Below are 26,701 nucleotides of genomic sequence, written 5' to 3' on the forward strand. Positions count from 1 at the left end.
AACACCTCATCGCCACCTGGACCGGCACCTGCCCCACCTGCCGACAGACCGTCCCATGGCAGCCCTACGACACCACCTAACAAAGCACTACTAGAGGATGGGGCCGGTCGCCAGGGCGATGATGTAGGACAGGACGTACAGCTGGTAGGTGGTGCGGTCGGCGGCGGTGTGGCGCAGGAGCAGGGCCCGTACGGCGGCGGTCCAGCACACGGCGGCCAGCATGGTGTCGCACAGGACGATCCGCCACGCGGCGGCGCCTATGGGGGCGAAGAGTAGGAAGTGCAGCAGCGGTGGGATGCCGGCCATGAGGGCGGAGAACCAGATGCGGATGGGCCATGGGCCCACCAGGAGCGCGGGGGTTCGGCGACCGATCGCGCGGTCTCCTTCCATGTCTCGTACGTCTTCGTAGATGAGCGCGAAACAGTAGGACAGGGCGATGGCCAGGATCCACTGCCAGGTTGTGGTGTCGAGAGGGCTGACGACCTGCCAGGCCGCGGCGAGCTGCGCTACGGTGCCCGTCACCAAAACCTGGTGCTCGAATCCGCGATCTTGGCCATAATGCGCAATTCAGACGGGACCAGAGCAAAGCGGGCAGTATGAACCACGACGACCATGCGCACGAGGCAGAGCCGCGTGCGCTGCTGATCACCGGAACCGTCGGGGTCGGCAAGACTTCGGCTGCCGACCTGCTGGGCGATCTCCTGTCTGACGTCGGTGTGCCACACGCCGTCATGGACCTGGATCGCCTGTGCCAGGTGTGGCCCGCCCCGCACGACGACCTGTTCAACTCCGGTCTGCTGCTGCGCAACCTGCGAGCCCTGAGCGCCAATTACCTCGATGTTGGTGTGCGGCGGCTCGTCCTGGCCGGGGTGGCCGAGAACAGGGCAGACCGCGACCGCTATCAAACTTCCATCGGCATGCCGCTCACGGTGTGTCGCCTGACAGCGGACCTTCCCGTCGTGCACAGCCGGCTACGGCGCCGCCATGAAGCCGACAGCGACCTCGAGTCCCTGTCCTGGCACCTGGAACGCGCCGGCCAGCTCGACCAGATCCTCGTTGAGGCTGACGTAGCTGACTTCACCATCGACACGACCCACGTACCGCTCGCGGCTGTCGCGTCCGCCGTTCTCAAGGCCGCCGGCTGGACCTGACCTCATCGACGCCACCCACATGAAGGTCCACGACGGCACCGTGGCGATCCGGCCCACCTACCTTGCCCTGGCCGTCACGACCGAGGGCCGACGGGACATCCTCGGGCTGTGGGCCGGCGACGGCGGCGAGGGTGCCAAGTGCTGGATGCACATCCTCACAGAGATCAAGAACCGCGGCGCGAACGACGTCCTCATGCTGGACTGCGACGGACTGCAGGGGCTGCCCGACGCGGTCGTGACCGTCCGGTCGAAGACGATCGTGCAGACCTGCGTGGTCCACCTGCAGCGATCCGTACCGGCCCGGCGGCGAGGGGCAGGCCCCTGGCGCCCCGCCCCTCGGCTCACTCGGGGGTGTGGTGTGCGCGGTGAGGGCGTCCCCCGCATGGGCGCTGGCCGGTTGTCTGATCATGAAGCGATTGATCAGTACCGCAGCATCGGCAGCGCTCGCGCTGCTCCTGGTGGCCACGGGCGCCGCCCCGGCCCCCGCAGCAGCGTCGTACCAGTACGACCGCCAGGCCGACTGCCGCACAACGGAGCTGGGACCGGGCCGGTGCATGCCCGGCATCGTGGTCAAGCACTGGCACAAGAAGGGGGCGAAGAAGCGCGGCGTCGGCTGGGTGTACGCCTCGATGGAGACGGAAGGGCGAGCGGCGTCGGCCCGGTGGCTCTACCAGCGGCCCGGCGGCAAACTGACGGCCGCGACCGGCTGGAAGAAGGCCAAGCGCCCCCGCGCGGACACGTCGTTCGTGGAGACCGGGTGGGGCCGCGACGGCCGGACCGGGCCTCAGTACCCGAAGGGCACCAAGATCTGCATCCAGTTCCGCCTCGGTCAGCCGCTCTGCGTCCGGCTCCGCTGAAGCCCCATACTGGCCGCAAACTCACCTCTCTTAGACGTCGTTTCTTATGGTGTGATCGTTCGTTGATCCGTGCATGACGGATCTCGTGGAGCGACTGGTGCCGGACGAGTTGTGGGTGCTGTTCAGGCGGGTGGTACCACCGACTGAGGTGATACGTCCGCAGGGCGGCGGCCGGCGCCGGGCGGGTGACCGTGAGGCGCTGGCGGCGATCATCTTCGTGGCAACGTCGGGCTGCACCTGGCGGCAGCTGCCGCCGGTGTTCGGCCCGGCGTGGCCCACGGTCTACCGCCGGTTCGCCCAGTGGAGCCGGGACCGGGTCTGGGCCAGGCTCTACCGCGTGATCCTCGACGAACTCGGGGCACGGGGCGAGCTCGACTGGTCGCGGTGCGCGATCGACTCGGTCAGTGTGCGGGCCGCAAAAGGGGGCCACTGACGGGACCGAATCCGACCGACCGCGGCAAGTTGGGATCGAAAATCCACCTGATCTGTGACAGGAACGGGCTGCCGCTGTCCCTGGGCATCTCCGGCGCGAACATGCACGACAGCCAGGGCCTGGAGCCGCTCGTGCGCGGCATCCCACCCATCCGATCCCGCCGCGGGCCCCGGCGCCGAAGGCCGGCGAAACTGCACGCGGACAAGGGATACGACTACGACCACCTGCGCCGATGGCTCCGCTCGCGGGGCATCCGCCACCGCATCGCCCGCAGAGGCGTCGAATCCTCCACGAGGCTGGGCCGACATCGGTGGGTCGTCGAGAGAACCGTGTCCTGGCTGGCTGGCTGCCGACGCCTCCACCGTCGCTACGAACGCAAGGCCGAGCATTTCCTCGCCTTCGTCGGCGTAGCCGCAGCCCTCATCGGCTACCGCCGACTAGCCAGGGCAAGCACCTGACACCCCGATCTGTCACACCCCTCCGCCATGCTCTCCGACATGAACGAGAACGCCTTCTGGCAGCTCATCGAAGCGTGCAGTCCTTCTGTCCCCGATCCTGAGGGTGATGAGCTTGCCGCTGCCCTGACCGCCTGCCTGACGAACGGCCCTGTATCTGACGTGGTCGGCTTCGCCGAGCAGCTCTCCTGGGCCCTGTACAGGCTGGACCGCAAGGAGAACGGCGATGGCCTGTCGAGCGATCAGTTCCTCTACACCCGGGCTGCGGTCGTCGCGGCCGGCCGTGAGGAGTTTGAGCGCGTACTTCGAGACCCAGAGCAGTTCATGCCGTACGCCAGCGACCTCGTCTGGGCCGAAGCCCTGCTCTACGTACCCGACAACGCGTACAAGCACCTCACCGGTGACGAATGGGACCGCAGCACCCGCTACAGCTACGAGTCCTACTCCAACACAGCCGGGTGGACCACCACATAGGCGAACGCAGTCGCTCCTGCCTGCACCATAAGAAACGACGTCTTAAGAGAGGTGAGTTTCTTCGTGGACGCCGTCTGCCCGGACGACGGCCGGAGGGTGCACGAGGTACGCCCCCTCCGTACGGGGCCGGAGGCGCTTACTCGGTGGGGCGTTCCTCGAGCACCCGCCCCGAAGGGGGCGCGGGGAGATGGGGGTGTTCAGGCCTCGGTGGGGTGAGCGGGTCCTCGGGCCAGCGGATGCGGTCGGGCCTGGAGCGCGTGGCAGGCCGTCGTTCGCCGCGGTTTCCTCGGTTGCGGCGAGTGCCCGGTAGAGCGAGGCGACCGAGGGGTTCTTGTCCGCGTTCTTCCCCGTCTTGATGACCAGCTTCTTCGCGATGCCGGGGACCGGGACGCCCCCACAGGTGACCTCCAGTCCTCGTGGATGGGAGCTGCTCCCCGCGCCCGCGGGGATGGTTCCTGCTGATCGCCCTGCGCCGACGAACCCCGGCCATGGGCACCATCAGCTACATCATCCGAGAGGGCAGCTGGGGCAACGGCTATGCCACCCAGGCCGCCAACCACGTCGTCTCCGCCGCCTTCACCACCACCGGCCTGACCCGGCTGGAGGCCATGCACCACCCCGACAGCCCCGCCTCCGGCCGCGTCCTGGCCAAGGCGGGGTTCACCCCGCGTTGGCACGTCCGATCGGCACACCGACGACGGAACCGTCGCCTACGAGGTCTACGCGCTGGAGACCACGGCCTGAACCGGCTCTCCGGCCCGCATGGCGATGGGCATTCTGCTCGGCGTCCCGTTAAACGGAGGGCCCGTTGTCGGACCCGGTCCGTACCCTTGGCTGAGGTACCTGGGACAGGAGGGCAATGTGGCCCGCAATGGCATCAACAAGCGCGAGATCGACAAGTGGGCCAGGGACTTGGTCAAGGAGACCAACAAGAGCCTTGAGCGCGCTCAACGACGGAACCCTCCTCGCGTCTCCACGCAGATCGAAGCCGCCTCTAGTGGGGTGCCTGGAGAGGTGGCTGGTTACCTGGCCCGCCTGCTGCTGTGGCTGGACGACCGCGAGAAGCAGAACCCGTCGAGGTACACCGACGTCACCGCCTTCCCCGAAGAACTTGGGCTGGAGGACGACGACCCGGCCATCCTGGCTCTCCAGCTCGACCAGCACGGCCTGGTGGAGATCCTCCGTGCCATGGAGACCACGACCCACGTCTGCCTGACCGATGCCGGCCGCGTCGCGGTGCGCGAACTCAAGGACCTTCAGAAGGACCGCGTCGCCCGGATTCGCCACGCGATCGACGCACTGCTGCGGTGGCTGTTCGACACCGCCAGCGATCAGACGCCCGTCAACCCGGCCCTGTTCCTCGCGACCCCCGGCTCCTACTTCGCGGGAACCGAGATCAGCGGGACCGACCTGCACCAGGCGCTCGCCCACCTCGCAGAGCACAACCTCATTGAACACATTGGCACCGACCCGTCTATGGTCGCCATCACACCCCAGGGCGTCAGCTGCGCTCTGGCAGGAGGAAGCGTGCAGGACCACGTGAACCAGCCCCGCCCCGGCACCACGTACAACAACTTCATGCCGAACGCCAAGGGCGTCATCATTGGCGAGCAGCAGCACTTCACGCAGAACAACATCGACGGCGTCGACCCGACGTTGTTCGTCCAGCTCGCCGGGTACGTCGGCCAGGTCAGTCCCATCCTGGGTTTGTCCGACGACGACCGCGTGGAGCTGGAGCGCGTCGCCCAGGAGCTCCACACCGAGGCGACCTCTGGCAATCCCGAACCGGGCCGCCTGCGTCAGTTCGCCATCCAGCTCAAGGAGCACCTCCTGGCGGCCACCACCACCATGGCGGCAACCCAGGGCATCCAGATGGCTGAGCAGGCCCTCGCCGCGCTCGTGTAGAGGCCGCTCCAGCACCACCACGGGCCCCGAAGGATCGGACATGACATCCTCGGGGCCCGGCTTGGGGTCGCACCGTCCATGACATCGCGGCCCCCGCAGTCACGGCCCCTGCCGACGGGCGGCTGATCCAGGGCAGGGGGCCACTTCCGGGAATCTGCGGTACACCTGGCGGTATGAAGCTGAAAGACCTCGGCCCGCTGATGGCCCGCCGCCGAGCCGGCGGTCTCAGCTACGACTACGACCGCTTCCACGCCGACCCGATGGTGGCCACACTGCGGTGGCCGGACGATGTGCTCGAACAGTTCCTCTACGACTTCGGTGACAACCCCGCCTTCGTGAACGACTACGGCAGCATCGACCTGCGCGCGATCCAGTGGCGGCTCGAGACGGTCCCGGCCGCGGACTTCCACGAGATGCCGACCGGGGCGACCGACGCCGGCTGCATCGAGGAGTTCGCCGAGAATCCAGTGCACTGGGTCAAGGTCCGGCCACCAGAGGTCGGCCGCCAGTGGGAAGAGCACGGAACGTGGCTGCGCCCGCCGCTCCTGATCGACCGGCGTCTCCTGGACCCGTCGAGCAGCGGGCTGCAGGTCGTGGAGGGCCGAACCCGCGTCGGCGTCCTACGCGGCCGACTGCGCGAAGGACTGCACGTCGCGTCCCACCATCAGGCATGGGTCGGACGCCCCTGAGGACATCCCGCACCGCGGCGCGCACGCTTCGAGCACCCCGCCGCTCTTCCCTCCCTCGAAGCCGGCCGTCATCCGCCCTGCGCTCTTGGACCCCACTCACCACCAGGCTCACCACCGCACTCACCACGGGCCTCTGACCTGCGAGAGTCATCATGTGGGTCACTTCTCGACACACGGGCACCTCGGAGCCTGTCCCGTCCTTGCCTCGCTGACCACAGTCACGGGGCCATGAACCAGTGGATAGGGTCGGGCATAGCCCGCGCCGATATGGCGTGCGCGGGCGAGGCCCGGTGCCCAGCGCGCTCTGGGAGCAGTACCACCGGGCCGCCCCTTCCTTCCCGCTCCACCCGTCTCGGGCCGGTCGCCCAGTACGAGACGGACGGGCTCTCCTCGGAGGCCGCTGCTCCCCGCACGCGCGGGGATGGTCCCCTCATCTACATGGAGGCCGGGGTCTGGTGGGGTGGTGTTGGTTTTTCGGTCGCTTGAGTCGCTGTCGGTGGGTGTGGTGAGTGGGGGAGCGGGCAGCTTGGTTACTCACCATCGTGCTCACCGTGCCCGGGGTTGCTCACCACGGGTGGTTCTCTGGACCTCTGGGGCCGTTTTGTCTGTTTCGGTGAAAGTTGCTTAGGAGTCGGCCGGCGTCGGGTAGAACTGCAGGTCAGGAAGTCTGCTCCCTGCACGCGCGGGGATGGCCCCCTGCCCGCATACATCACGGACAAGGAACTGGACTGCTCCCTGCACGCGCGGGGATGGCCCCGGTACGGAAAGTCCCGCCCGGAGCGGAAGTCCCTGCTCCCTGCACGCGCGGGGATGGCCCCGAGGTGCAGCACCCGGTACGAGCCCTCCTGCTCTGCTCCCTGCGCGCGCGGGGATGGCCCCACGACGGCCGCTGCGCCCTGTGCCGGCAGGTACTGCTCCCCGCCCGCGCGGGGATGGGCCCGCCCGGCCCCTGCCGGAGTACGCGACCGCCCACTGCTCCCCGCGCACGCGGGGATGGCCCCGCCTCTGCGGCCTCCGGCGAGCTCAGCCACGCCTGCTCCCTGTGCACGCGGGGATGGCCCCGACTACGTGGTGGAGATCCGGCGAGCCAGGGTCTGCTCCCTGCACGCGTGGGGATGGCCCCCGGGCGCGGTGGGCGACCTTGAGGAGGATGGGCTGCTCCCCGCGTACGCGGGGATGGCCCCCACGACGGGGACGGCGGGACGCTCGCCGTCCGCTGCTCCCCGCACGTTCGGGGATGGCCCCGCCTTCCAGATGTCGGCGTTGAGGTCCGCAGCCTGCTCCCTGCACGCGCGGGGATGGCCCCAGGGCGGCCCGTCGGCAGGCGTCGCGCGACTCCTGCTCCCCGCGTAGGCGGGGATGGTCCTTGCGACGGCCGGTACTCTCCGCACAACCCCTCCTGCTCCCCGCGTACGCGGGGATGGCCCCTCCGCCGAGGACGTCGCCCTCCTGGCCGTCACCTGCTCCCCGCGTACGCGGGGATGGTCCCTGCGAGGCGCCGCGGAACAGGCTGTCGAGTACCTGCTCCCCGCGCCCGCGGGGATGGTCCCACGGAGAAGGGGCGGACCGCAGCCTCGGCACTCTGCTCCCCGCGCCCGCGGGGATGGTCCCGCCACGTCCGAGACGTACGAGACCAAGGGAGCCTGCTCCCCGCCCGCGCGGGGATGGTCCCTCCACCCAGAGATCGGCCAGGTAGCCGTTCGTCTGCTCCCCGCGTACGCGGGGATGGTCCCTCCAAGTCCCTCGACGCCGTGTGGCGCGAGCTCTGCTCCCCGCGTACGCGGGGATGGTCCCGAAGCCGGGCGCGGCGTGATCAAGGGGCTCGACTGCTCCCCGCGTCTGCGGGGATGGTCCCGAGATCCCGGCGATCACCCCAGGCCCGTCGTACTGCTCCCCGCGTCTGCGGGGATGGCCCCCCGAACGGCGGCGTCTTCACGGGCCTGCACGCCTGCTCCCCGTGCACGCGGGGATGGCCCTGCGGGCACCGTCGTGCCCCTGTCCCAGATCGCCTGCTCCCCGTGCACGCGGGGATGGCCCCTCCTTCGGCGACTTCCTCATGAAGAGCACCACCTGCTCCCCGTGCACGCGGGGATGGCCCCGTGAGGGCGACGCACAGGGCGGCGATGACGATCTGCTCCCATGCGCGTCTTCAAGGCCGTCAAGGAGGCTGCTTCCCGCCCGCGCGGGGATGGTCCCCTGACCCAGGACTCCACCGGCGGACTCGTCTACTGCTCCCCGCTCGCGCGGGGATGTTCCCCCGTACCAGGGGCGGCTGCTGCCCCAGGCGGGCTGCTCCCTGCCCGCGCGGGGATGGTCCCGACCACCAGGACCTCGATTCCTGGCCGGCCTTCTGCTCCCCGCCCGTGCGGGGAGCAGGCTGCCCGTGGTTCGGTGCGGCGCGGAGCTCGGCGGCCTGCTCCCCGTACGCGCGGGGATGGCCCCGCGCGCGCTCTCGAATGGGCGTCGAAGGGACGCTGTTCCCCGCGTCTGCGGGGATGGTCCCCTGGCGGACCACAACGCCAAGGTCGACGGGAGCTGCTCCCCGCTCGCGCAGGGATGGTCCCGAGGCTGCGATGTTCGCCGGCCCGTACAAGGTCTGCTCCCCGCCCGCGCGGGGATGGCTCACCTGCACCGTCCCGACCGGCCACCCGCCCACGCTGCTCCCTCCGCACGCGGGGACTGTCCCTACGCCAAGCGCATCCGCGACGCCGTCCAGTCCTGCTCCCTGCGCCTGCGGGGATGGCCCCACCGAGCGGCGGCCGGCGCTGCCGACGCGGGCCGGCTCCCCGTGCACGCGGGGATGGCCCCAGGGGGAATCCGTGGACGAGACGCTAAAGGATCTGCTCCCCGTGCACGCGGGGATGGCCCCTGGAGGGGGAGGACATGTCCGCGACGTCGTACTGCTCCCCGCTCGCCTACTGCTCCCCGCTCGCTGACTGCTCCCGGCACGCGCGGGGATGATCCCCACGACAACTGCCACTGCTACGCGGTGCCGGTCTGTCCCCGCGTTCGCGGGGATGGCCCGACCTCGCGGACGACCAGGGTGTGGTCGAGGTCCTGCTCCCCGCTCGCGCGGGGATGGTCCCAGATCCGGCCCCCACTCCGTCTGTAGTCGGTGCTGCTCCCCGCTCGCGCGGGGATGGTCCCCCGGGAGACGCGGCCCGCTACCTGTACAAGGACTGCTCCCCGCTCGCGCGGGGATGGGCCCCGTACGGGACGCGGTGGGGGTACTCGCCGACGCTGCTCCCCGCCCGCGCGGGGATGGCCCCTACCAGGTCCTCCGCCACGAGATCACGAAGAACTGCTCCCCGCTCGCGCGGGGATGGCCTCTGGGTGTCGGCGGGCCCGGGCTGACGACGAGGTGCTCCCCGCGTCTGCGGGTATGGCTCCCCAAGCAACTGCTCCCCGCCTCCGTGGGGATGTACCCGCGCGGTTGTCGGCTACGAGCTGGATGAGTGGCTGCTCCCCGCTCGCGCGGGGATGGTCCCTGTCCGGCGCCATCGCGGAGCGGGGGCCCGAGCTGCTCCCCGCGCCCGTGGGGGTCCTGCTGTCGGTTGCAGGGGCTCCACGTCTTGATCTGTCTCCGCCCGTGGGCGGCGTGTTCATGGCGCGGGTTGCTTCCCGCGTTTGCGGGATGGTTCTGTCGGTGCGGGTGCGGGTGCGGGTGCGGGTGCGGTTTTTGGTGTGTGTTGGGTGTGTCAGCCGAGGCGGCCGATGTGGATGATCACGATGGTGACGGTGGTGTCGGTGATTTCGTAGAGGACTCGGTAGCGGCCGGCGTGCATGCGGCGTAGGTCGGGGGAGCCGTAGGGGGTTGTGCCTTGGGGGCGGGGCTGGTCGGTGAGGAGGTCGACGGCGTCCATGAGTTGCCGGAGGCCTTCGGGGTCGTCTTTGAGGAAGTGGGCGGCCGCGTTGATGGCGGCCTCGTCCCAGACGATCGTGTAGGTCACGCGCTCTGCAGGCCGAGCCGGGCGCGGACGTCGTCATGGGGGACGGCCGTGGCGGCGCCGTCGGACTGCCGTTGCCGGTAGCGGGCCAGGGCGAGCTCGTCCTCGAGGTCGGCGAGCTCCTGGGGGTTGATGAGTACGGCCGCGGGCTGGCCGTGGTCGGTGATGGTGATGCGTTCGCGGGCGTGGGACGCCCGGCGGACCAGCGAGCCGAACTTCGCTCGCGCTTCGGTGATCGGCAGAGTCTCACTCATGACAGAAGTGTACACTTCTTGCGGTTTTTGGTGGGATCGAATGGTCGAACGGACAGCTCTCTTTCCCGCCCCGAGCCCTCCGGCTGTCACTGCCACGCGCGGAAACGGTCCCGACCGGCACCCCATGGAGAGGTGGCGCCAGTGCCCCACTCGCGCAGGGACGGTCCTCCTGGCTACAGCATCCCGATCTCCTCCGAGACCTGCTCCCCGCCCCCTGCAGGGATGGACCCAGGAACGCCCCGAAGACGGAGTGGACACCGATCCGCTCCCCGCGCCTGCGGGGATGGACCCTCCTGCTCGGCAGCGGTTGTGGTCGGTGGGTGTGGTGAATGGGGGAGAGGTCACAGTGGTCGATCGTCACCGAGGTCACCACGCTCGGGGGTGGTGCTCACCATGGGGCTCACCACCGAACTCACCATGTCCGGGATTGCTCACCAGGGTGCTCACCATGGGTGGTTCTCTGGACCCCTGGGGCCGCCTTGTCTGTTTCGGTGAAAGTTGCTTGGAAGCGGTCCTGCAGCGTGCAGAATTGCAGGTCAGGAAGTCTGCTCCCCGCACGCGCGGGGATGACCCCCACCTCTCCCAGCAGGCGCCCCGGCGCTGACCCTGCTCCCCGCACGCGCGGGGATGACCCCCACCTCTCCCAGCAGGCGCCCCGGCGCTGACCCTGCTCCCCGCACGCGCGGGGATGACCCCCACCAGGGGCCGCAGGACTGGGCGAAGCACCGCTGCTCCCCGCACGCGCGGGGATGACCCCCCGGGCGATCTCGTGGGGCTACGGCGACTCCGCTGCTCCCCGCACGCGCGGGGATGACCCTCCGCGGTGCTGGAGAAGCGGCTGGGCACGCTGCTGCTCCCCGCACGCGCGGGGATGACCCCAGCTCGCCAACACCCGCCAGGCGCCGAACATCCTGCTCCCCGCACGCGCGGGGATGACCCCTGTCTGCAACTCGGCAGCATCGCCTACACGGCCTGCTCCCGGCACGCGCGGGGATGACCCCACACCGCCGGACACCCCCGCGAGCAGGAACAACTGCTCCCCGCACGCGCGGGGATGACCCGCCATGGCCGTCAGCGGCGCCCCCGAGGTGTGGCTGCTCCCCGCACGCGCGGAGATGACCCCGCGCGGGCCAGGATGGACGTCATGTCGGCCGGCTGCTCCCCGCCCGCGCGGGGATGACCCCGGCCCACGGGCCCCCTCCTTAGCCACAGGACCTGCTCCCCGCACGCGCGGGGATGGTCCCCTGCACGAGCACGTCACCCGTCTGCACCTGCTCTGCTCCCCGCTTCGCGGTGCCGGTCTGTCCCCGCGTTCGCGGGGGATGTTCCCAGGCCCTTGCTTACCGTTGCGCAGCCCGACCGTTGTTCCCCGCGCCCGCGGAGGATGATCCCAGGTCCACGTCGGACTCGGGGAGTTCGAGCAGCTGCTCCCCGCGTACGCGGGGATGGCCCCGAGCGGCCGGAGCACCCGGCGCCGGGCCCGGACTGCTCCCCGTGCACGCGGGGATGGCCCCGCCCATGACGTTCGCCACCCGAGCCGGACTTGCTGCTCCCCGTGCACGCGGGGATGGCCCCCGCAGCCGGAAGGTGTCCGCGAAGATCGAGCGCTGCTCCCCGTGCACGCAGGGATGGTCCCTGGGCGAAGGAGTGGGCGGCATGACGAAGCGTCTGCTCCTCGCGCCCGCGGGGATGGCCCCGACGGTGTGTGGACCGGCGAGCCACCGTCTACTGCTCCCCGAGCCCGCGGGGGTGACTTCCAGCCGGCATTGGTGCCGGCGCTGTCGCCCATTCCCTCTCCGCTTGCGTAGGGATGGTTCCGCCTCGACGTCGTGCACCGAGCGCGTTGCGCTGCTCTCCGCCTGTCGGGTGGGTTGTGTGGGGTGTTGAGTCGCTTGGGTCGCTGCGGGTCCTGTCTCTGCTCGCCTGTCTCCTGGCTGTGGCTGGCTCACCACCATGCTCACCATGCTTGTTGCCGCTTACCACGGTGCTTGCCAGGGGTTCTCATCGATCCGGCCCGGCAGCTCGGGTGTTTTGTCTGTTTCGGTGAAAGTTGCTTGGGAGCGGGCCGGCAGTGGGCAGAATTGCAGGTCATGAAGGCTGCTCCCCGCGCCCGCGGGGATGGCCCCCAGGCCGGGATCGGCGGGCTGATCGGGGCGGCCTGCTCCCCGCGCCCGCGGGGATGGCCCCCCCGCTCGAGCCCGGACACATGATCTGCGGCGACTGCTCCCCGCGCCCGCGGGGATGGCCCCAGGCTGCGCCCCTCGCCGTCCTGGCCGGTCAGCTGCTCCCCGCGCCCGCGGGGATGGCCCCGTCGGCGTCGGTCAGCTCGGCGGCGATGCACTCTGCTCCCCGCGCCCGCGGGGATGGCCCCCACACCTCCACCAAGGCGAAGTCCGACTTCTCCTGCTCCCCGCGCCCGCGGGGATGGCCCCTGCGGCGCGAGCGGGACCGCTCCCCGAAGCTGCTGCTCCCCGCGCCCGCGGGGATGGCCCCCGTGCAGAACTCGGTCGCCGAGTCCGTGCTGGCTGCTCCCCGCGCCCGCGGGGATGGCCCCCCCCGGGAGGCGGGGCCGCTTCGCGTGCTGCCTGCTCCCCGCGCCCGCGGGGATGGCCCCGCCATTCCGACGGTCGCGATGGAGCCGATCAGCTGCTCCCCGCGCCCGCGGGGATGGCCCCGGATAGGTCTCGGTCATGTCCACCCCTCTCCACTGCTCCCCGCGCCCGCGGGGATGGCCCCCACGCCTCGTACACCTGATCCCCAGGGATCGGCTGCTCCCCGCGCCCGCGGGGATGGCCCCGCGGGGCTGCCCTTCAGGTTCGTGCCCCACTCCTGCTCCCCGCGCCCGCGGGGATGGCCCCAACAAACTGTTCCCTGGTGGTAACTGTGATCCCTGCTCCCCGCGCCCGCGGGGATGGTCCCTGCCCCGGAAATGGCTGAGCGGTCCACTCCTGCTGATCCCCGCGCCCGCGGGGATGGTCCTCCGAAGATGGAGGGGGGCCGTTCGCCGTCCGGCTGATCCCCGCGCCCGCGGGGATGGTCCCCTGTGCACGCCAACCGTGGCCGGGGCGGTGCCCTGCTCCCCGCGCCCGCGGGGATGGTCCCGCGGCCGGGACGACCAGCCGGCCGACCCGAGTCTGCTCCCCGCGCACGCGGGGATGGTCCCAGGCTGCCCTGGCACCGGTGTCGGTGACAGGCTGCTCCCCGCGCATGTGGGGATGGTCCCCGACACGTCCACCGTGGCGTGGTTCCTGGTGGCTGCTCCCCGCACGCGCGGGGATGGCCCCGGGCCGGGCTCGGTCGCCCTTTGGTGCAGTGCCTGCTCCCCGCACGCGCGGGGATGGCCCCGGCACGATGGGGGCGAAGGCCGACAGGACGAGCTGATCCCAGCCCGCGCGGGGATCGTCCCCCGGCCGCGAGTAACGCCTCGACCGGGATCAGCTGCTCCCCGCCCGCGCGGGGATGGTTTCGCCAAGAACGGCCGGCGCTGAACAAGTACGTCTGCTCCTCGCTCGCGCGGGGATGATCGCAGGCTCACGTCGGACTCGGGAGTTCGAGCAGCTGCTCCCCGCGCTCGCGGGGATGGTCCGCCGTGTGGAAAGTGCGGCGGTCGGCATCCCTGCTTCCCGTGCACGTGGGGATGGTCCGGCGTCGGCCCCGGTTGCGCGCCTCTTCCTCACCCTGCTTCCCGTGCCCGTGGGGATGTTCCTGGCGACACCTGGAAGGCGTTCTCCGGCCGGTGTTGCTCCCTGGACGCGCGGGGTGTTGTGGTGTTCGGTCGCTTGGGTCGCTGTTCGGCGCCGGCGGGGGAGGGGGAGGGCCGTTGGGTGGTTTGTCTGTTTCGGTGAAAGTTGCTTGGGAGCGGGCCGGCAGCGTGCAGAATTGCAGGTCAGGAAGACTGCTCCCCGTGCACGCGGGGATGGCCCCGCCTGCGATGCGACGTTCTCCTGGCCCTCGATCTGCTCCCCGTGCACGCGGGGATGGCCCCCAGTGCCGGACGACTGCGGGCGACCAGTAGTCCTGCTCCCCGTGCACGCGGGGATGGCCCCCAGGCACCATCGTATCCACGACCGACACGACCCTGCTCCCCGTGCACGCGGGGATGGCCCCGACCTTCCACGTCGCCGCGTCCACGACCTCCTCTGCTCCCCGTGCACGCGGGGATGGCCCCACCTGGATCGTCACATCGCTCGCCGTCTCGGGCTGCTCCCCGTGCACGCGGGGATGGCCCCTCGCGGTCAAGGCCGTACTTCTCGTCAAGGCCCTGCTCCCCGTGCACGCGGGGATGGCCCCGGCGCGCGCGGCCTCGTCTCCGTGCGGGTCGCCTGCTCCCCGTGCACGCGGGGATGGCCCCGGCGCGCGGCCTCGTCTCCGTGCGGGTCGCCTGCTCCCCGTGCACGCGGGGATGGCCCCGGCGCGCGCGGCCTCGTCTCCGTGCGGGTCGCCTGCTCCCCGTGCACGCGGGGATGGCCCCATCTGGATGTCCGCCGGGAAGTTCGTCTGACCCTGCTCCCCGTGCACGCGGGGATGGCCCCCGCCAGACCCGACTCCGCACCCTCACCGACCTCTGGTCCCTGCACGTGCGGGGATGGCCCCACCTTCTGGGCGTTGGCGGTGCTGATGCCGGCCTGCTCCCCGCGCCTGCGGGGATGGCCCTTCGCCGTCGTCCTCGCGCGGCTTGAGGTGAAGCTGCTCCCCGCGCCCGCGGGGATGGCCCCTCGACCCGAGTGCACCCGACCTCCAGCCCGGTCTGCTCCCCGCGTACGCGGGGGTGGTCTTGTGGGGTTCTTCGCCGCTTCGGGGGGCCGGCCCTGTCCCCGCCCGCGTGGGGATGGCCCCTGGTGACCCACCACCAGGAGCACGCCGACGTCCTGCTCCCCGCGCCCGTGGGGATGGCCCCAAGGCCGTGCCCATCAAGGGCTCGCTCTACCGCTGCTCCCCGCAGCCGCGAGGATGGCCCCGTGCCGGATGGGACCTGCGGGTGATCCCGCCCCTGCTCCCCGCGCGTGCGGGGATGGCCCACCTAGGGCGTCGCTGGACGGCCGTATGACCAGACTGCTCCCCGCTCGCGCGGGGTGTTGTGGTGTTCGGTCGCTTGGGTCGCTGTTCGGCGCCGGCGGGGGAGGGCCGTTGGGCGGTTTGTCTGTTTCGGTGAAAGTTGCTTGGGAACGCGCCGTCGTCGGGTAGAACTGCTGGTCAGGAAGTCTGCTCCCCGCGCACGCGGGGATGGCCCCATCCGCCCGCCGCGCCGAACTCATCCGACTCCCTGCTCCCCGCGCACGCGGGGATGGCCCCCTCGACACCATCATCAGCCTCATCACCCTGCTCTGCTCCCCGCGCACGCGGGGATGGCCCGGTGAAGCGAACTTCCCCAGCGACGTGCAGATGCTGCTCCCCGCGCACGCGGGGATGGCCCTGGCAAGTGGTGAGAGTTGCCATTTGTTTCGGACTGCTCCCCGCGCACGCGGGGATGGCCCCTCCGTCCGGATGCGGGTCGACAACAACGGGCTCTGCTCCCCGCGCACGCGGGGATGGCCCCGATGCACGCACAGTGCGTGCCTACTTCCTGTTCTGCTCCCCGCGCACGCGGGGATGGCCCCAGCCGCTGCTGCTGCTCGTCGAGGGAGATGAACTGCTCCCCGCGCACGCGGGGATGGCCCCCGGCGCGGTGGGGGCGAGCACGGTGGCGGGCGCTGCTCCCCGCGCCCGCGGGGATGGCCCCAGGCACTACCGCGTGCCCACCCTGCTCTGCTGCTGCTCCCCGCACGCGCGGGGATGGCCCCCGGTGGGCGAAGCCGCTGGACACGGGAGGCGGCTGCTCCCCGCACGCGCGGGGATGGCCCCCGGTGGGAGACCCCGTACGGGTCGGTCATCATCTGCTATCTGCTCCCCGCACGCGCGGGGATGGCCCCTCAACTTCCCGCCACTCCGTCGGAGCGATCCACTGCTCCCCGCGCGTGCGGGGATGGCCCCGGCCGGGCAGCGCGCTGTCGACCTTGTACACGCTGCTCCCCGCACGCGCGGGGATGGCCCCCGGCACCAAGGCGGCCCGCGCCACCTCCGCCGCCGTTCCCCGCACGCGCGGGGATGGCCCCTCGCTCCGGGCCCCCGTCGGCCGGCGATGGCCCTGCTCCCCGCACGCGCGGGGATGGCCCCCGGCACCAAGGCGGCCCGCGCCACCTCCGCCGCCGTTCCCCGCACGCGCGGGGATGGCCCCTCGCTCCGGGCCCCCGTCGGCCGGCGATGGCCCTGCTCCCCGCACGCGCGGGGATGGCCCCAACCTCGACGCCGACCTCAAAAAGCTCGACGCCTGCTCCCCGCACGCGCGGGGATGGCCCCGCGGTGAGGTAGGGGAGGAAGATCTCGCCGAGCTGCTCCCCGCCCGTGCGGGGATGGCCCCGCGACCATGGGCCTGTCGGCGGCGATGACGGCCTGCTCCCCGTGCACGCGGGGATGGTCCCAGCTGGTCGGCTTCCCGCACGAAACGTGGGCGCTGCTCCCTGCGTACGCGGGGATGCCCCCCAGCACTCGTACACCTGATCGCCGGGCGTCGGCTGCTCCCCGCGCTCGCGGGGATGGCCCCCACGACCCGAACCTCCTGCTCGCCCGCACGGCCTGCTCCCCGCACGCGCGGGGATGGCCCCCGGCCGCAGCCGTGCCACGGTCCGACTGCGCCCTGCTCCCCGTGCGCGCGGGGATGGTCCCCGGTTCGGCTCCCACAGGGCGGCCAGCTGGTCCTGCTCTCCGCCCGCGGGGATGGTCCCTGCCCGCCCGGCCCTGTACGAGGTCATCGAGACCGGCTGCTCCCGGCGCCTGCGGGGATGGCACCAGGGCTCCACATCCACGGCCTGGTCGTCGAGCCTGCTCCCTGCCGGCGCGGTGGGGATGGCCCCGCTCCCCACCCCACCCCACCCAGCCCAGCCCAGCCCAGCCCAGCCCAGGCAGGTCAGCTGCTCCCCGCACCCGCGGGGATGGTCCCAAGATCAAGGGCGACAACAAGTCCAGGGTCGCCTGCTCCCCGCGCTCGCGGGGATGGTCCCTTGCCGCGACTGCGGTCCCTGTTGATTCCGCCCTGCTTCCCGTACGTGCGGGGATGGCCCTCCAGGGCCGGACAGGTGGCCGGCGGCGGGCGGCTGCTCTCTGCCCGCGCGGGGATGGCCGCGCCCCGGGCGTGAGGCACCGGGCTCCTCCTGGTCCTCGCCCGCGCGGGGATGGCCGCGCCCCGGGCGTGAGGCACCGGGCCTGTTCCTCCTGGTCCTCGCCCGCGCGGGGATGGTCCCACCGGATCCGCTATCACGGTCGTCCGCTGGGTCTGTCCCGCCGGGTACGCGGGGATTGTCCTCGACGTCGACATCAGCGGCTCTCCCGTCCTGACCGTTCCTTTTGTGTCTGGGGTGTTCGGGTCTCGGTCGCTTGGGTCGCTGTTCGGTGCCGGCGGGGGAGAAGTGGGTGGTTTGTCTGTTTCGGTGAAAGTTGCTTGGGAGCGGTCCGGCAGCGTGCAGAATTGCAGGTCAGGAAGTCTGCTCCCCGCGCACGCGGGGATGGTCCCCGTGAACCGTGAAGTGGGAACCGTGAAGTGCACTGCTCCCCGCGCACGCGGGGATGGTCCCATCACGCCGTAGCCGGCGGGGTGGTTGCCGATCTGCTCCCCGCGCACGCGGGGATGGTCCCCGGTTGAGGAAGGCGTCCCACTCAAGGTGCGGCTGCTCCCCGCGCACGCGGGGATGGTCCCACGTACCCCGACGCGGTGAAGTACCCCGACACCTGCTCCCCGCGCACGCGGGGATGGTCCCAACGCCTTCACCAGCGGCTGGAAGGACGTCTCCTGCTCCCCGCGCACGCGGGGATGGTCCCTGGGTCCGGGTCGGCTACGTCGTCGGCGGCGGCTGCTCCCCGCGCACGCGGGGATGGTCCTCCGCTTGCCCTGCTTGTAGCTGTCGAGGATCGCTGCTCCCCGCGCACGCGGGGATGGTCCCTGAAGGAGGTGATGAAGACCGTCACGAAGGACCTGCTCCCCGCGCACGCGGGGATGGTCCCCCGCCATTTCGTGCACCCCCTTCGCCACCAGGCTGCTCCCCGCGCACGCGGGGATGGTCCCCACGCCTCGTACACCTGATCCCCAGGGATCGGCTGCTCCCCGCGCACGCGGGGATGGTCCCCGAGGGGCCAAGCGCGCGCGGTTCGACGGTTGCTGCTCCCCCCGCACGCGGGGATGGTCCCCGGCTCGCTCCCCCGCCTGGCGCCTGAGTTCTCCTGCTCCCCGCGTCCGCGGGGATGCCCCCTGGAACTGCCGCTGGCCGTTGGAGAGTCGGCTCTGCTCCCCGCGCCCGCGGGGATGCCCCGGCACCCCCACTCCTGCTCGTTGAGGCCGAAGACTGCTCCCCGCGCCCGCGGGGATGGCCCCGAGATCCGCGTCGCGCACAACGCGAAGATCTTCTGCTCCCCGCGCACGCGGGGATGGCCCCGCGGCCAGCAGGAAGATGGTCAGCCCGACGAGCTGCTCCCCGCGCCTGCGGGGATGGCCCCGACGGAGTCGTCACGGTTGCCTCCTCGGTGGTCTGCTTCCCGCGCCTGCGGGGATGGCCCCTCGCGGGTCGGACGCCCGGTCGAACCGTTGATCTGCTTCCCGCGCACGCGGGGATGGCCCCTGCGCTCCGGCACCCTGGATGACGAGGCGTGCTGCTCCCCGCGCACGCGGGGATGGCCCCACTTCGTGGAACTTCGTGGAACTTCGTGGAACCGTCCTACGCCTGCTCCCCGCGCCCGCGGGGATGGCCCCCAGCTTTGCCCCCTGGAAGGCACGCTGGAAGGCTGCTCCCCGCGCCCGCGGGGATGGCCCCGGGGTGTACGGCGCCGGATCGGCCACGGCGGGCTGCTCCCCGCGCGCGGGGATGGCCCCGACGGCGCGTTCCGGATGCTCAACGTCACCTGCTGCTCCCCACCCGCGCGGGGATAGCCCCACGACGGCCGCTGCGCCCTGTGCCGGCAGGAACTGCTCCCCGCCCGCGCGGGGATGGCCCCGTGGCGGGCGAGGTCGGTGTCGCGCTGTGGGCCTGCTCCCCGCGCTCGGGGATGGCCCCTGACGTCGATGTCAGCGGCCCACTCGCCCCGACCGTTCCTTATGTGTCGGGGGTGTTCGGGGCTTGGCCGCTTGGGTCGCTGTTCGGTGCCGGCGGGGGAGGAGTGGGTGTTTTGTCTGTTTCGGTGAAAGTTGCTTGGGAGCGTGTAGTCGTCAGGTAGAACTGCTGGTCAGGAAGTCTGATCCCCGTGCACGCGGGGATGGCCCCAGCCGAGGAAGGGCCACGCCCCGTGAGATCGACTGATCCCCGTGCACGCGGGGATGGCCCCGGCCGGGATGACGCCCTCCGCAAATCGAGTGACTGATCCCCGTGCACGCGGGGATGGCCCTCCGGGCCGCAGGTCCCGACTGGTCAAGTCCCCCTGATCCCCGCGCACGCGGGGATGGCCCCCGCGACTACAAGGGCAACGCCGTCGCGCCGACCTGCTCCCCGCGCACGCGGGGATGGCCCCGGGCTCGGCATGCAGGACGTCGTCGAGCTCAACTGCTCCCCGCGCACGCGGGGATGGCCCCCCGGGGGCCGGCCGCGCCGCTTCTTCGGTGCGCTGCTCCCCGCGCACGCGGGGATGGCCCCGGGGCCCGGACGATCACGACCGTCTGTGTGTACTGCTCCCGCCCGCGCGGGGATGGTCCCAGGCCGGGGGGCTCGGGCACGAGGTCTCGGTACTGCTCCCGTGTACGCGGGGATGGCCCCAGGTAGGCGAGTGCCGGGTCCCGTAGTACAGCTGCTCCCCGCGTACGCGGGGGTGGTCTTGTGGGGTTCTTCGCCGCTTCGGGGGGCCGGCCCTGTCCCCGCCCGCGTGGGGATGGCCCCTGGTGACCCACGACCAGGAGCACGCCGACGTCCTGCTCCCCGCGCCCGCGGGGATGGCCCCCGCAAGGCCGACGAGGCGTCCGTGAAGGCCACCTGCTCCCCGCGCCGGCGGGGATGGCCCCGCCGGCCTCGACGCCGGGGACGGCTGCAACACCTGCTCCCCGCCCGCGCGGGGATGGCCCCAGCGGCAGGTTCGGCACCCGGTCCCGCTCCAGCTGCTCCCCGCGCACGCGGGGATGGCCCCTGCGGCATGATCCGCTACGGTCCACACCAACGCTGCTCCTCGCCCGCGGGGGATGGCCCCTCGGAGTTGGTCACGTGCCAGCCCCCGTCCTCCTGCTCCCCGCCCGGCGCGGGGATGGTCCCGACATCCCGGTAGTGGTCACCACCCAGTCGCTCTGCTCCCCGCCCGCGCGGGGATGGCCCCCGGTTGAGCGCACCCCTCAGACCATGACCAAGCTGCTTCCCGCCCCGCGTGGGGATGGCCCCCCGGCCCCGGCCCCGGCTACGACATCGGCACCGCCGTCTGCTCCCTGCACGCGTGGGGATGGTCCCCGGTGGTGCAACCGGTGACGCAACCGCCGGCTCTGCTCCCCGCGCACGCGGGGATGGTCCCTGCACCGGCACGTGCAACGTGAGGGCGATGCTCTGCTCCCCGCGCACGCGGGGATGGTCCCGACATCGTCCGATGCCGCGTCTGGCGCACCCACTGCTCCCCGCGCACGCGGGGGTGGTCCCCTCGCCCAGACGTCCGGCTCGGGTCTGACCGCCTGCTCCTCGCCCGCGCGGGGATGGCCCCCTCATGTACAACCCGCCGTACCAGGCGCCCGTATGCTCCCCGCGCTTGCGGGGATGGATCCATGGCCCTTTGGGTGTGGGTGTGGGTGTGGGTGTTGGAGGCCGGGGTCTGGTGGGGTGGTGTTGGTTCTTCGGTCGCTTGAGTCGCTGTCGGTGGGTGTGGTGAGTGGGGGAGCGGTCAGCTTGGTTACTCACCATCGTGCTCACCGTGCCCGGGGCTGCTCACCACGGGTGGTTCTCTGGACCTCTGGGGCCGTTTTGTCTGGTTCGGTGAAAGGTGCTTGAGAGCGCCCCGGTGTCGGGTAGAACTGCAGGTCAGGAAGTCTGCTCCCCGCGTACGCGGGGATGGCCCCCCGCCATCTCGTGCACCCCCCTGATAGCGGCACTGCTCCCCGCGTACGCGGGGATGGCCCCGACCAGGGCGTCGTTCTCACGAGTCGTCCGGGCTGCTCCCCGCGTACGCGGGGATGGCCCCGGCAGCTCGGTCGGCGTCTCCTCGATCTCTGTCTGCTCCCCGCGTACGCGGGGATGGCCCCCCTTTACCTAGGTGTCCGGGGTTGCCCTGGGCCTGCTCCCCGCGTACGCGGGGATGGCCCCTACCGGCGGCACATCGGCGCGATGCGCCGTGTCTGCTCCCCGCGTACGCGGGGATGGCCCTCAGTGATCGAAGTCCGAGCCGCCGAACATGACCTGCTCCCCGCGCCCGCGGGGATGGTCCGGGGGCGAAGAGCTCGTCCCCCTGGGCACGTTCTGCTCCCCGCGCCCGCGGGGATGGTCCCCATAAAAGTTCCGGAACACAAGCTGTCGACGGCTGCTCCCCGCGCCCGCGGGGATGGTCCAGACGCCGGCGGCGCGCCAGGCGGCCTGGGTGACTGCTCCCCGCGCCCGCGGGGATGGTCCCGACAGTCCTGGGGACCCGGCTTCGTCGTCCCCCTGCTCCCCGCTCGCGCGGGGATGGTCCCGCCGAGTCGGCCAGGTCGTCCTCGTAGGAGCGCTGCTCCCCGCGCCCGCGGGGATGGTCCCAACGACGTGCCGCACGACCGCACCAAGACCAGCTGCTCCCCGCCCGCGCGGGGATGGTCCCCGCTCGTTGAAGATGCGGAGGTCCTGGCCGTCCTGCTCCCTGCGCCTGCGGGGATGGTCCCGTCGACCGGTACGCCTTGGATGACGCCGGCGGCTGCTCCCCGCGCGTGCGGGGATGGCCCCGTGTTGGAGCCCCTCCAGGACGCCGCCTTGTTCCTGCTCCCCGCTCGCGCGGGGATGGTCCCAGAACGGGCGTGCTGCGCAGCAGGTACACGCACTGCTCCCCGCGCCTGCGGGGATGGTCCCTCCGCGAGCAGCCCCGCATGAGTGTTCACGGGCTGCTCCCCGCGTACGCGGGGATGGACCCGCGTTCTCCGCGGCGAACTCGTGGGCGCCGAACTGCTCCCCGCCCGCGCGGGGATGGCCCCGTCGACCGCGCCCGCGCCGAGCTCATCGCCGTCTGCTTCCCGCGCCCGTTGGGATGGCCCCTTCAGCAGGCCCAGCGACGACTTGCCGCCGCCCTGCTCCCCGCACGCGCGGGGATGGCCCCGCGCGTGGGAGTGGCTGTACGACTCGGCCGTGCTGCTTCCCGTACGCGCGGGGGATGGTCCCGCGGTTACGGCCTGCGCAGATTCGCCAGAGCCCTGCTCTCCGTAGGCGCGGGGGATGGTCCCGGGGCCACGACCTCCCTCGGCCGGTCGGGGTCCTGCTCCGCGCGTGCGGGGGGACGGCAAAGCTTCTGCGAGTGGTGGTCGGTGGGTGTGGTGAGTGGGGGAGAGGTCGTCATGGTCGTTCGTCACCCGGCTCGGCGGTACTCACCACCGTGTTTGCCAACGAACTTGCCATGCCCGGGGTTGCTCACCACGGGGCTCATCACGGGTGGTTCTCCGGACCCCGCCCCCGCACTGACCCCGGTGAACTGCTCCCCGCTCGTGTGGGGATGGTCCCAACGTCCGGTGCGTAGACGTCGACCCGGTCACCTGCTCCCCGCCCGCGTGGGGATGGCCCCCGGCCGTGCCCGCACGGGGCGGTGTCGCCGCCCTGCTCCCCGCACGCGCGGGGATGGCCCATCTAAGCCGTCGCCGGACGGCCGCATGCCCAGACGGCTCCCCGCACGCGCGGAGTGTTGTGGTGTTCGGTCGCTCGGGTCGCTGTTCGACGCCGGCGGGGGGCGGGGGAGGGGCGTTGGGTGGTTTGTCTGTTTCGGTGAAAGTTGCTTGGGAGCAGTCCGGTGTCGTGTAGAACTGCTGGTCAGGAAGACTGCTCCCCACGTACGCGGGGATGGCCCCGAGGCGTGGGAGGCCAACCTCCGCAAGATCGCCTGCTCCCCACGTACGCGGGGATGGCCCCGCGGCACGCCGGCCACCGAACCGGCCGCCGCCCTGCTCCCCACGTACGCGGGGATGGCCCCAGGGCCGTGGCCGCCATGCTCGCCACCATGTCCTGCTCCCCACGTACGCGGGGATGGCCCCTGGGACCGGGTGGGCATCCTCGGTGCGCCGTCCTGCTCCCCACGTACGCGGGGATGGCCCCTGCTGCACCCGCACGCGGACGTTGGGGAGCGCCTGCTCCCCACGTACGCGGGGATGGCCCCCAGGGAACCCTCTCGCTCGCCTCCGAATCGTGCTGCTCCCCACGTACGCGGGGATGGCCCCGTCCGGCGCTGATCTCGCCTCGGCCATCCTCGCTGCTCCCCACGTACGCGGGGATGGCCCTCCGGGACCGGGACCGGAACCCTTCCGGCCCCGCTGCTCCCCACGTACGCGGGGATGGCCCGTCGGGGCGCGAGGCCGGCCGGGGTGTGATCAACTGCTCCCCACGTACGCGGGGATGGCCCCGGCACCCCGCTGGTCAAGGACTACGACTACACCTGCTCCCCACGTACGCGGGGATGGCCCCCGGTGGCGCAACCGGCCGCGCAACTGGTGGTGCTGCTCCCCACGTACGCGGGGATGGCCCCCCGTCTCTGGGCTACCTGATCAGCAGCGAGTTCTGCTCCCCACGTACGCGGGGATGGCCCCAGGCCGGGGATCTGGGCGAGGTGGGACTCGATCTGCTCCCCGCGCACGCGGGGACGGCCCCACCAAGCGCGACCGCCGGCCGGTGCCGGAGGACTGCTCCCCGCGCACGCGGGGATGGCCCCCCTTCCTCGGCGGCCGAGGGCAGCCGCTCGATCTGCTCCCCGCACCCGCGGGGATGGACCCCTGGCGGACCGCGACGCCGAGGTCGACATCAGCGGCCCACTCGCTCCGACCGCTCCTTTCGTGTCTGGGGTGTTCGGGTCTCGGTCGCTTGGGTCGCTGTTCCCCGGCGGGGGAGGGGCGGGTGGTTTGTCTGTTTCGGTTGAAGTTGCTTGGGAGTGGTTCGCCGTCGGGTAGAACTGCAGGTCAGGTCGTTGCTCCCCGCCCGCGCGGGGATGGTCCCAACGACAGCGCTGCGGCCGCCTCGCGGGTTGACTGCTTTCCGCTCGTGCGGGGATGGACCCTCCTGCTCGGCAGTGTGCGGGCCGCAGACGAGCTGCTCCCCGCTCGCGTGGGGATGGCCCTCTGCGAGCGGTGCGGGTGTTGTGGTCGGTGGGTGTGGTGAGTGGGGAAAGGTCACGGTGGTCGATCGTCGCCGAGGACACCGGTGCTCGGGGGTGCTCACCATGGGGCTCACCACCGAACTCACCATGTCCGGGGTCGCTCACCAGGGTGCTCACCACGGTTGGTTCTCTGGACCCCTGGGGCCGTTTGTCTGTTTCGGCGAAGGTTGCGCGGGAGGGGGCTGACGTGGGGTAGAACTGCAGGTCAGGGAGCTGCTCCCCACGCCCGCGGGGATGGATGCCCGGGCGGAGCATCGGCGCCGCCTTGCTGTTCTTGTGCTCCCCGCGCGCGTCAGGATGGCCCCCCGCCGTCCCGGAAGGTCAGAGCCCCGGGAAGCTGCTCCCCGTACGCGCGGGGATGGTTCCTCCTCCCGGTCGCCGACGAGTCCCGCACCGGTCTGCTCTCCGCACCTGCGGAGATGGCTCCATCGACGGCTGGCTGCCGGGCGAGCGGTCCGCTGTCCGCTCGTCCTGGATTCGTGTGTGTGGGCTTGGGGTGTGGTGCGGGGTTGGGAGGGGGCCCTGAAGTATGGCAACTGTGATAGTTGGGGGTAGGGTGGTGGGTATGGAGCCGAGGGTGTATTCGACGATTGATCTGCGTAAGGGTATGGGGGAGATTTTGGATCGTACGCGGATCGCGGGTGAGGCTGCGGCGATCACGCGGAAGGGTAAGACGCTGGCTTATCTGGTGCCGGCGGAGTGGTTCGAGCGTTACCGGCTGCTGGAGGAGCGGGCGTCGGCCGGTGCCGGCGGCCGGGACGTGGCCTGAGCAGGACCGGCCGTGCGGATCTGGGAGATTCTTTCGTCATGACAGCGCAACCCGTCCATTTCGACGGTCCCGGCGGGGAGGACCCGCGTCGAATCCCGCCGATGCCGGAACGCAGTCCTCAGGCTCTGCGTCTGGCGATCTCGGAGCATGCTCCGCATCTGCTGCCGGATTTCGAGTCCCACTGGCGGCGTGCGATCGGGGATGCTTTCAGTCTGACTCCGGTGCCGGCGTTCATGCGGTTGTGGTGGACCCAGTACGCGATCGCCCGCGATCCTCTTCTGGAGGCGCATCTGAGCGATCTCGAGGCCCGTGCGGGGAAGGCTGAGGATCCTCGGGAGTCGGCGGCCCTGCTGGCGGAGTACAGCCGTCTGCGGCGTGCGGCGGCAGAGGCGGAGCCGGGGGAGTGACGCACGACCCGCCGGTCCCGCCGTGGCAGATGGACTGGACGGTAGAGGCCCGCCAAACCTTCGACTCCATGCCCGCTGATGGCCGGCAGTTGTTCCTTGCCGCCCGTGCCGAACTGATCACCGCCCCCGACCCCTACTACCGCGGTATCGATGCCGACGCCGCGCTCCCGCACTGGATCACCGTCCGGCCGCTGGCGTCCACCCGCCCGGGCGGGCCGCACATCGCGGACGTCGCCGGTGGCCGGGGCTGGCTCGTCTACACCTTCATCCGGCGCCATGCCGAGCCCCAGATCACCGTCACCGACGCATTCTGGGCCTGAACCCGCCCCCGCTGCCGCAGGCCCGAGCCCTGCGTCCGACGACCAGGACCCAACAGTCCCGCGCACCCAGGGATGGACCCGCTCACGCGCTCGTGGCCTTTACCCAGGGCACGCTGCTCCCCGCCTCCGCGGGGATGGTCCCGGGACCGCGTGATTGATGCCCCTGCCCGGCCTCTGCTCGGGGTCCAAGGGTCGGCCGGCTCGTCGAACAGGACCGGGGCTGCTTCCCGTGTCTACGGTGATGGACCCAGGTCGCCGGCGAGGAAGAGGACGATTGCACCCTGCTCCCCGCCCGTGTGGGGATGGTCCCGCCATCACGACGCGCCTCTCGCTTGGCGACACCTGCTCTCCGTCCGCGGGGGATGGCCCCTGGGGGGTGAGGGTCCAGGGCTCGCGATCGGCCTGCTCCCCGCCCGCGCGGGGATGGCCCCGGCCCCAAGGCATCCTGACCTCCGAGAGGATCCTGCTCCTCGTCCGTGTGGGGATGGTCCCATCAGGCCGTGACCAAGGAGGTCACGGTCCGATGCTCCCTACTTGAGCGGGGGTGGACCTGCGTATCGGTACGGCACCGAACCGGGCGAATGCGGCTCCCCGCGTCTGCGGGGATGGTCCCGCCCGGTCGTGGCGTCGGCCAGCGCCTGCTGCTCCCCGCCCGCGCGGGGATGGTCCCTCCGACCGCCCTCGTGTCGCCCAGGTCCACCGGCTGCTCTCCGCTCGCGTGGGGATGGTGCTGGGGCTGAACGTG

13 protein-coding genes, 1 pseudogene and 7 CRISPR repeat arrays are annotated in these 26,701 nt (G+C 71.6%); of the genes and pseudogenes, 11 read left to right on the forward strand and 3 right to left on the reverse strand.

The window, feature by feature from the left end; genetic code table 11:
* Positions 1-90 precede the first annotated feature (90 nt).
* Positions 91-522 (reverse strand): hypothetical protein, encoded by a 432-nt coding sequence (locus tag ACF1BN_RS36255; protein WP_392335863.1) that lies wholly within the window; start codon positions 520-522, stop codon positions 91-93.
* Positions 523-596: 74 nt separating this feature from the next.
* Here ACF1BN_RS36255 and ACF1BN_RS36260 point away from each other — a divergent pair, with 74 nt between their 5' ends.
* From ACF1BN_RS36260 to ACF1BN_RS36295, 8 genes and pseudogenes are all read left to right on the forward strand, one after another.
* Entirely contained in the window at positions 597-1,151 is a 555-nt protein-coding gene (locus ACF1BN_RS36260; protein ID WP_392335864.1) for a hypothetical protein, read from the forward strand.
* Positions 1,152-1,155: 4 nt separating this feature from the next.
* Positions 1,156-1,443 (forward strand): annotated as a pseudogene (locus tag ACF1BN_RS36265) (transposase); the annotation flags it as partial.
* A gap of 124 nt (positions 1,444-1,567) precedes the next feature.
* Positions 1,568-2,008, forward strand: a complete 441-nt coding sequence (locus tag ACF1BN_RS36270) for a hypothetical protein (protein WP_392335865.1) — start codon at positions 1,568-1,570, stop codon at positions 2,006-2,008.
* A 73-nt stretch (positions 2,009-2,081) separates the two neighbouring features.
* A protein-coding gene (locus ACF1BN_RS36275; RefSeq protein ID WP_392335866.1) for an IS5 family transposase occupies positions 2,082-2,899 on the forward strand; the annotation gives its coding sequence in 2 pieces (ribosomal slippage) (positions 2,082-2,439 and positions 2,439-2,899; 819 coding nt in all).
* A gap of 39 nt (positions 2,900-2,938) precedes the next feature.
* A complete protein-coding gene (locus ACF1BN_RS36280) occupies positions 2,939-3,370 on the forward strand; it encodes a DUF4240 domain-containing protein (RefSeq protein ID WP_392335867.1) in 432 nt (143 codons plus the stop codon).
* A gap of 488 nt (positions 3,371-3,858) precedes the next feature.
* Positions 3,859-4,311, forward strand: a complete 453-nt coding sequence (locus ACF1BN_RS36285; protein ID WP_392335868.1) for a GNAT family N-acetyltransferase — start codon at positions 3,859-3,861, stop codon at positions 4,309-4,311.
* Positions 4,232-5,275 carry a hypothetical protein gene (locus ACF1BN_RS36290; RefSeq protein ID WP_392335869.1) on the forward strand — a complete coding sequence of 348 codons (1,044 nt, stop codon included), beginning with the start codon at positions 4,232-4,234 and terminating at the stop codon, positions 5,273-5,275. Before ACF1BN_RS36285 ends, ACF1BN_RS36290 begins: the two co-directional genes overlap by 80 nt.
* A gap of 173 nt (positions 5,276-5,448) precedes the next feature.
* Complete coding sequence (locus ACF1BN_RS36295; protein WP_392335870.1) at positions 5,449-5,964, forward strand: hypothetical protein; 516 nt, start codon at positions 5,449-5,451, stop codon at positions 5,962-5,964.
* A 667-nt stretch (positions 5,965-6,631) separates the two neighbouring features.
* Positions 6,632-8,063: direct repeats of the CRISPR family, unit length 30 nt; unit sequence CTGCTCCCTGCACGCGCGGGGATGGCCCCG.
* A 1,599-nt stretch (positions 8,064-9,662) separates the two neighbouring features.
* On the opposite strand, the gene ACF1BN_RS36300 is transcribed toward ACF1BN_RS36295, so the two are convergent.
* On the reverse strand, positions 9,663-9,914 hold the full coding sequence (locus ACF1BN_RS36300) for a type II toxin-antitoxin system RelE/ParE family toxin (RefSeq protein WP_392335871.1): 252 nt from the start codon (positions 9,912-9,914) through the stop codon (positions 9,663-9,665).
* Positions 9,911-10,165, reverse strand: coding sequence for a type II toxin-antitoxin system Phd/YefM family antitoxin (locus tag ACF1BN_RS36305; RefSeq protein ID WP_392335872.1), 255 nt, complete (start codon positions 10,163-10,165; stop codon positions 9,911-9,913). Before ACF1BN_RS36305 ends, ACF1BN_RS36300 begins: the two co-directional genes overlap by 4 nt.
* 545 nt (positions 10,166-10,710) lie before the next feature.
* A CRISPR array of direct repeats spans positions 10,711-11,922; the repeat unit is 28 nt; unit sequence CTGCTCCCCGCACGCGCGGGGATGACCC.
* Between the two features lie 2,138 nt (positions 11,923-14,060).
* Positions 14,061-14,941: direct repeats of the CRISPR family, unit length 29 nt; unit sequence CTGCTCCCCGTGCACGCGGGGATGGCCCC.
* A 426-nt stretch (positions 14,942-15,367) separates the two neighbouring features.
* A CRISPR array of direct repeats spans positions 15,368-17,055; the repeat unit is 28 nt; unit sequence CTGCTCCCCGCGCACGCGGGGATGGCCC.
* A 627-nt stretch (positions 17,056-17,682) separates the two neighbouring features.
* A CRISPR array of direct repeats spans positions 17,683-19,238; the repeat unit is 29 nt; unit sequence CTGCTCCCCGCGCACGCGGGGATGGTCCC.
* 1,939 nt (positions 19,239-21,177) lie between these two features.
* A CRISPR array of direct repeats spans positions 21,178-22,549; the repeat unit is 29 nt; unit sequence CTGCTCCCCGCGTACGCGGGGATGGCCCC.
* 587 nt (positions 22,550-23,136) lie between these two features.
* Positions 23,137-24,080: direct repeats of the CRISPR family, unit length 28 nt; unit sequence CTGCTCCCCACGTACGCGGGGATGGCCC.
* Positions 24,081-25,037: 957 nt separating this feature from the next.
* On the opposite strand from ACF1BN_RS36305, the gene ACF1BN_RS36310 reads away from it, so the two are divergent.
* The 3 genes from ACF1BN_RS36310 (at position 25,038) to ACF1BN_RS36320 (ending at position 25,956) form a co-directional block, all read left to right on the forward strand.
* On the forward strand, positions 25,038-25,229 hold the full coding sequence (locus ACF1BN_RS36310; protein WP_391085189.1) for a type II toxin-antitoxin system Phd/YefM family antitoxin: 192 nt from the start codon (positions 25,038-25,040) through the stop codon (positions 25,227-25,229).
* 38 nt (positions 25,230-25,267) lie between these two features.
* Positions 25,268-25,636 (forward strand): hypothetical protein, encoded by a 369-nt coding sequence (locus tag ACF1BN_RS36315; RefSeq protein ID WP_392335873.1) that lies wholly within the window; start codon positions 25,268-25,270, stop codon positions 25,634-25,636.
* Positions 25,637-25,704: 68 nt separating this feature from the next.
* Positions 25,705-25,956, forward strand: a complete 252-nt coding sequence (locus ACF1BN_RS36320; RefSeq protein WP_392335874.1) for a hypothetical protein — start codon at positions 25,705-25,707, stop codon at positions 25,954-25,956.
* Positions 25,957-26,701: the final 745 nt, after the last annotated feature.

The organism is Streptomyces sp. NPDC014861, from assembly GCF_043081625.1.
Taxonomy (GTDB): Bacteria; Actinomycetota; Actinomycetes; order Streptomycetales; family Streptomycetaceae; genus Streptomyces.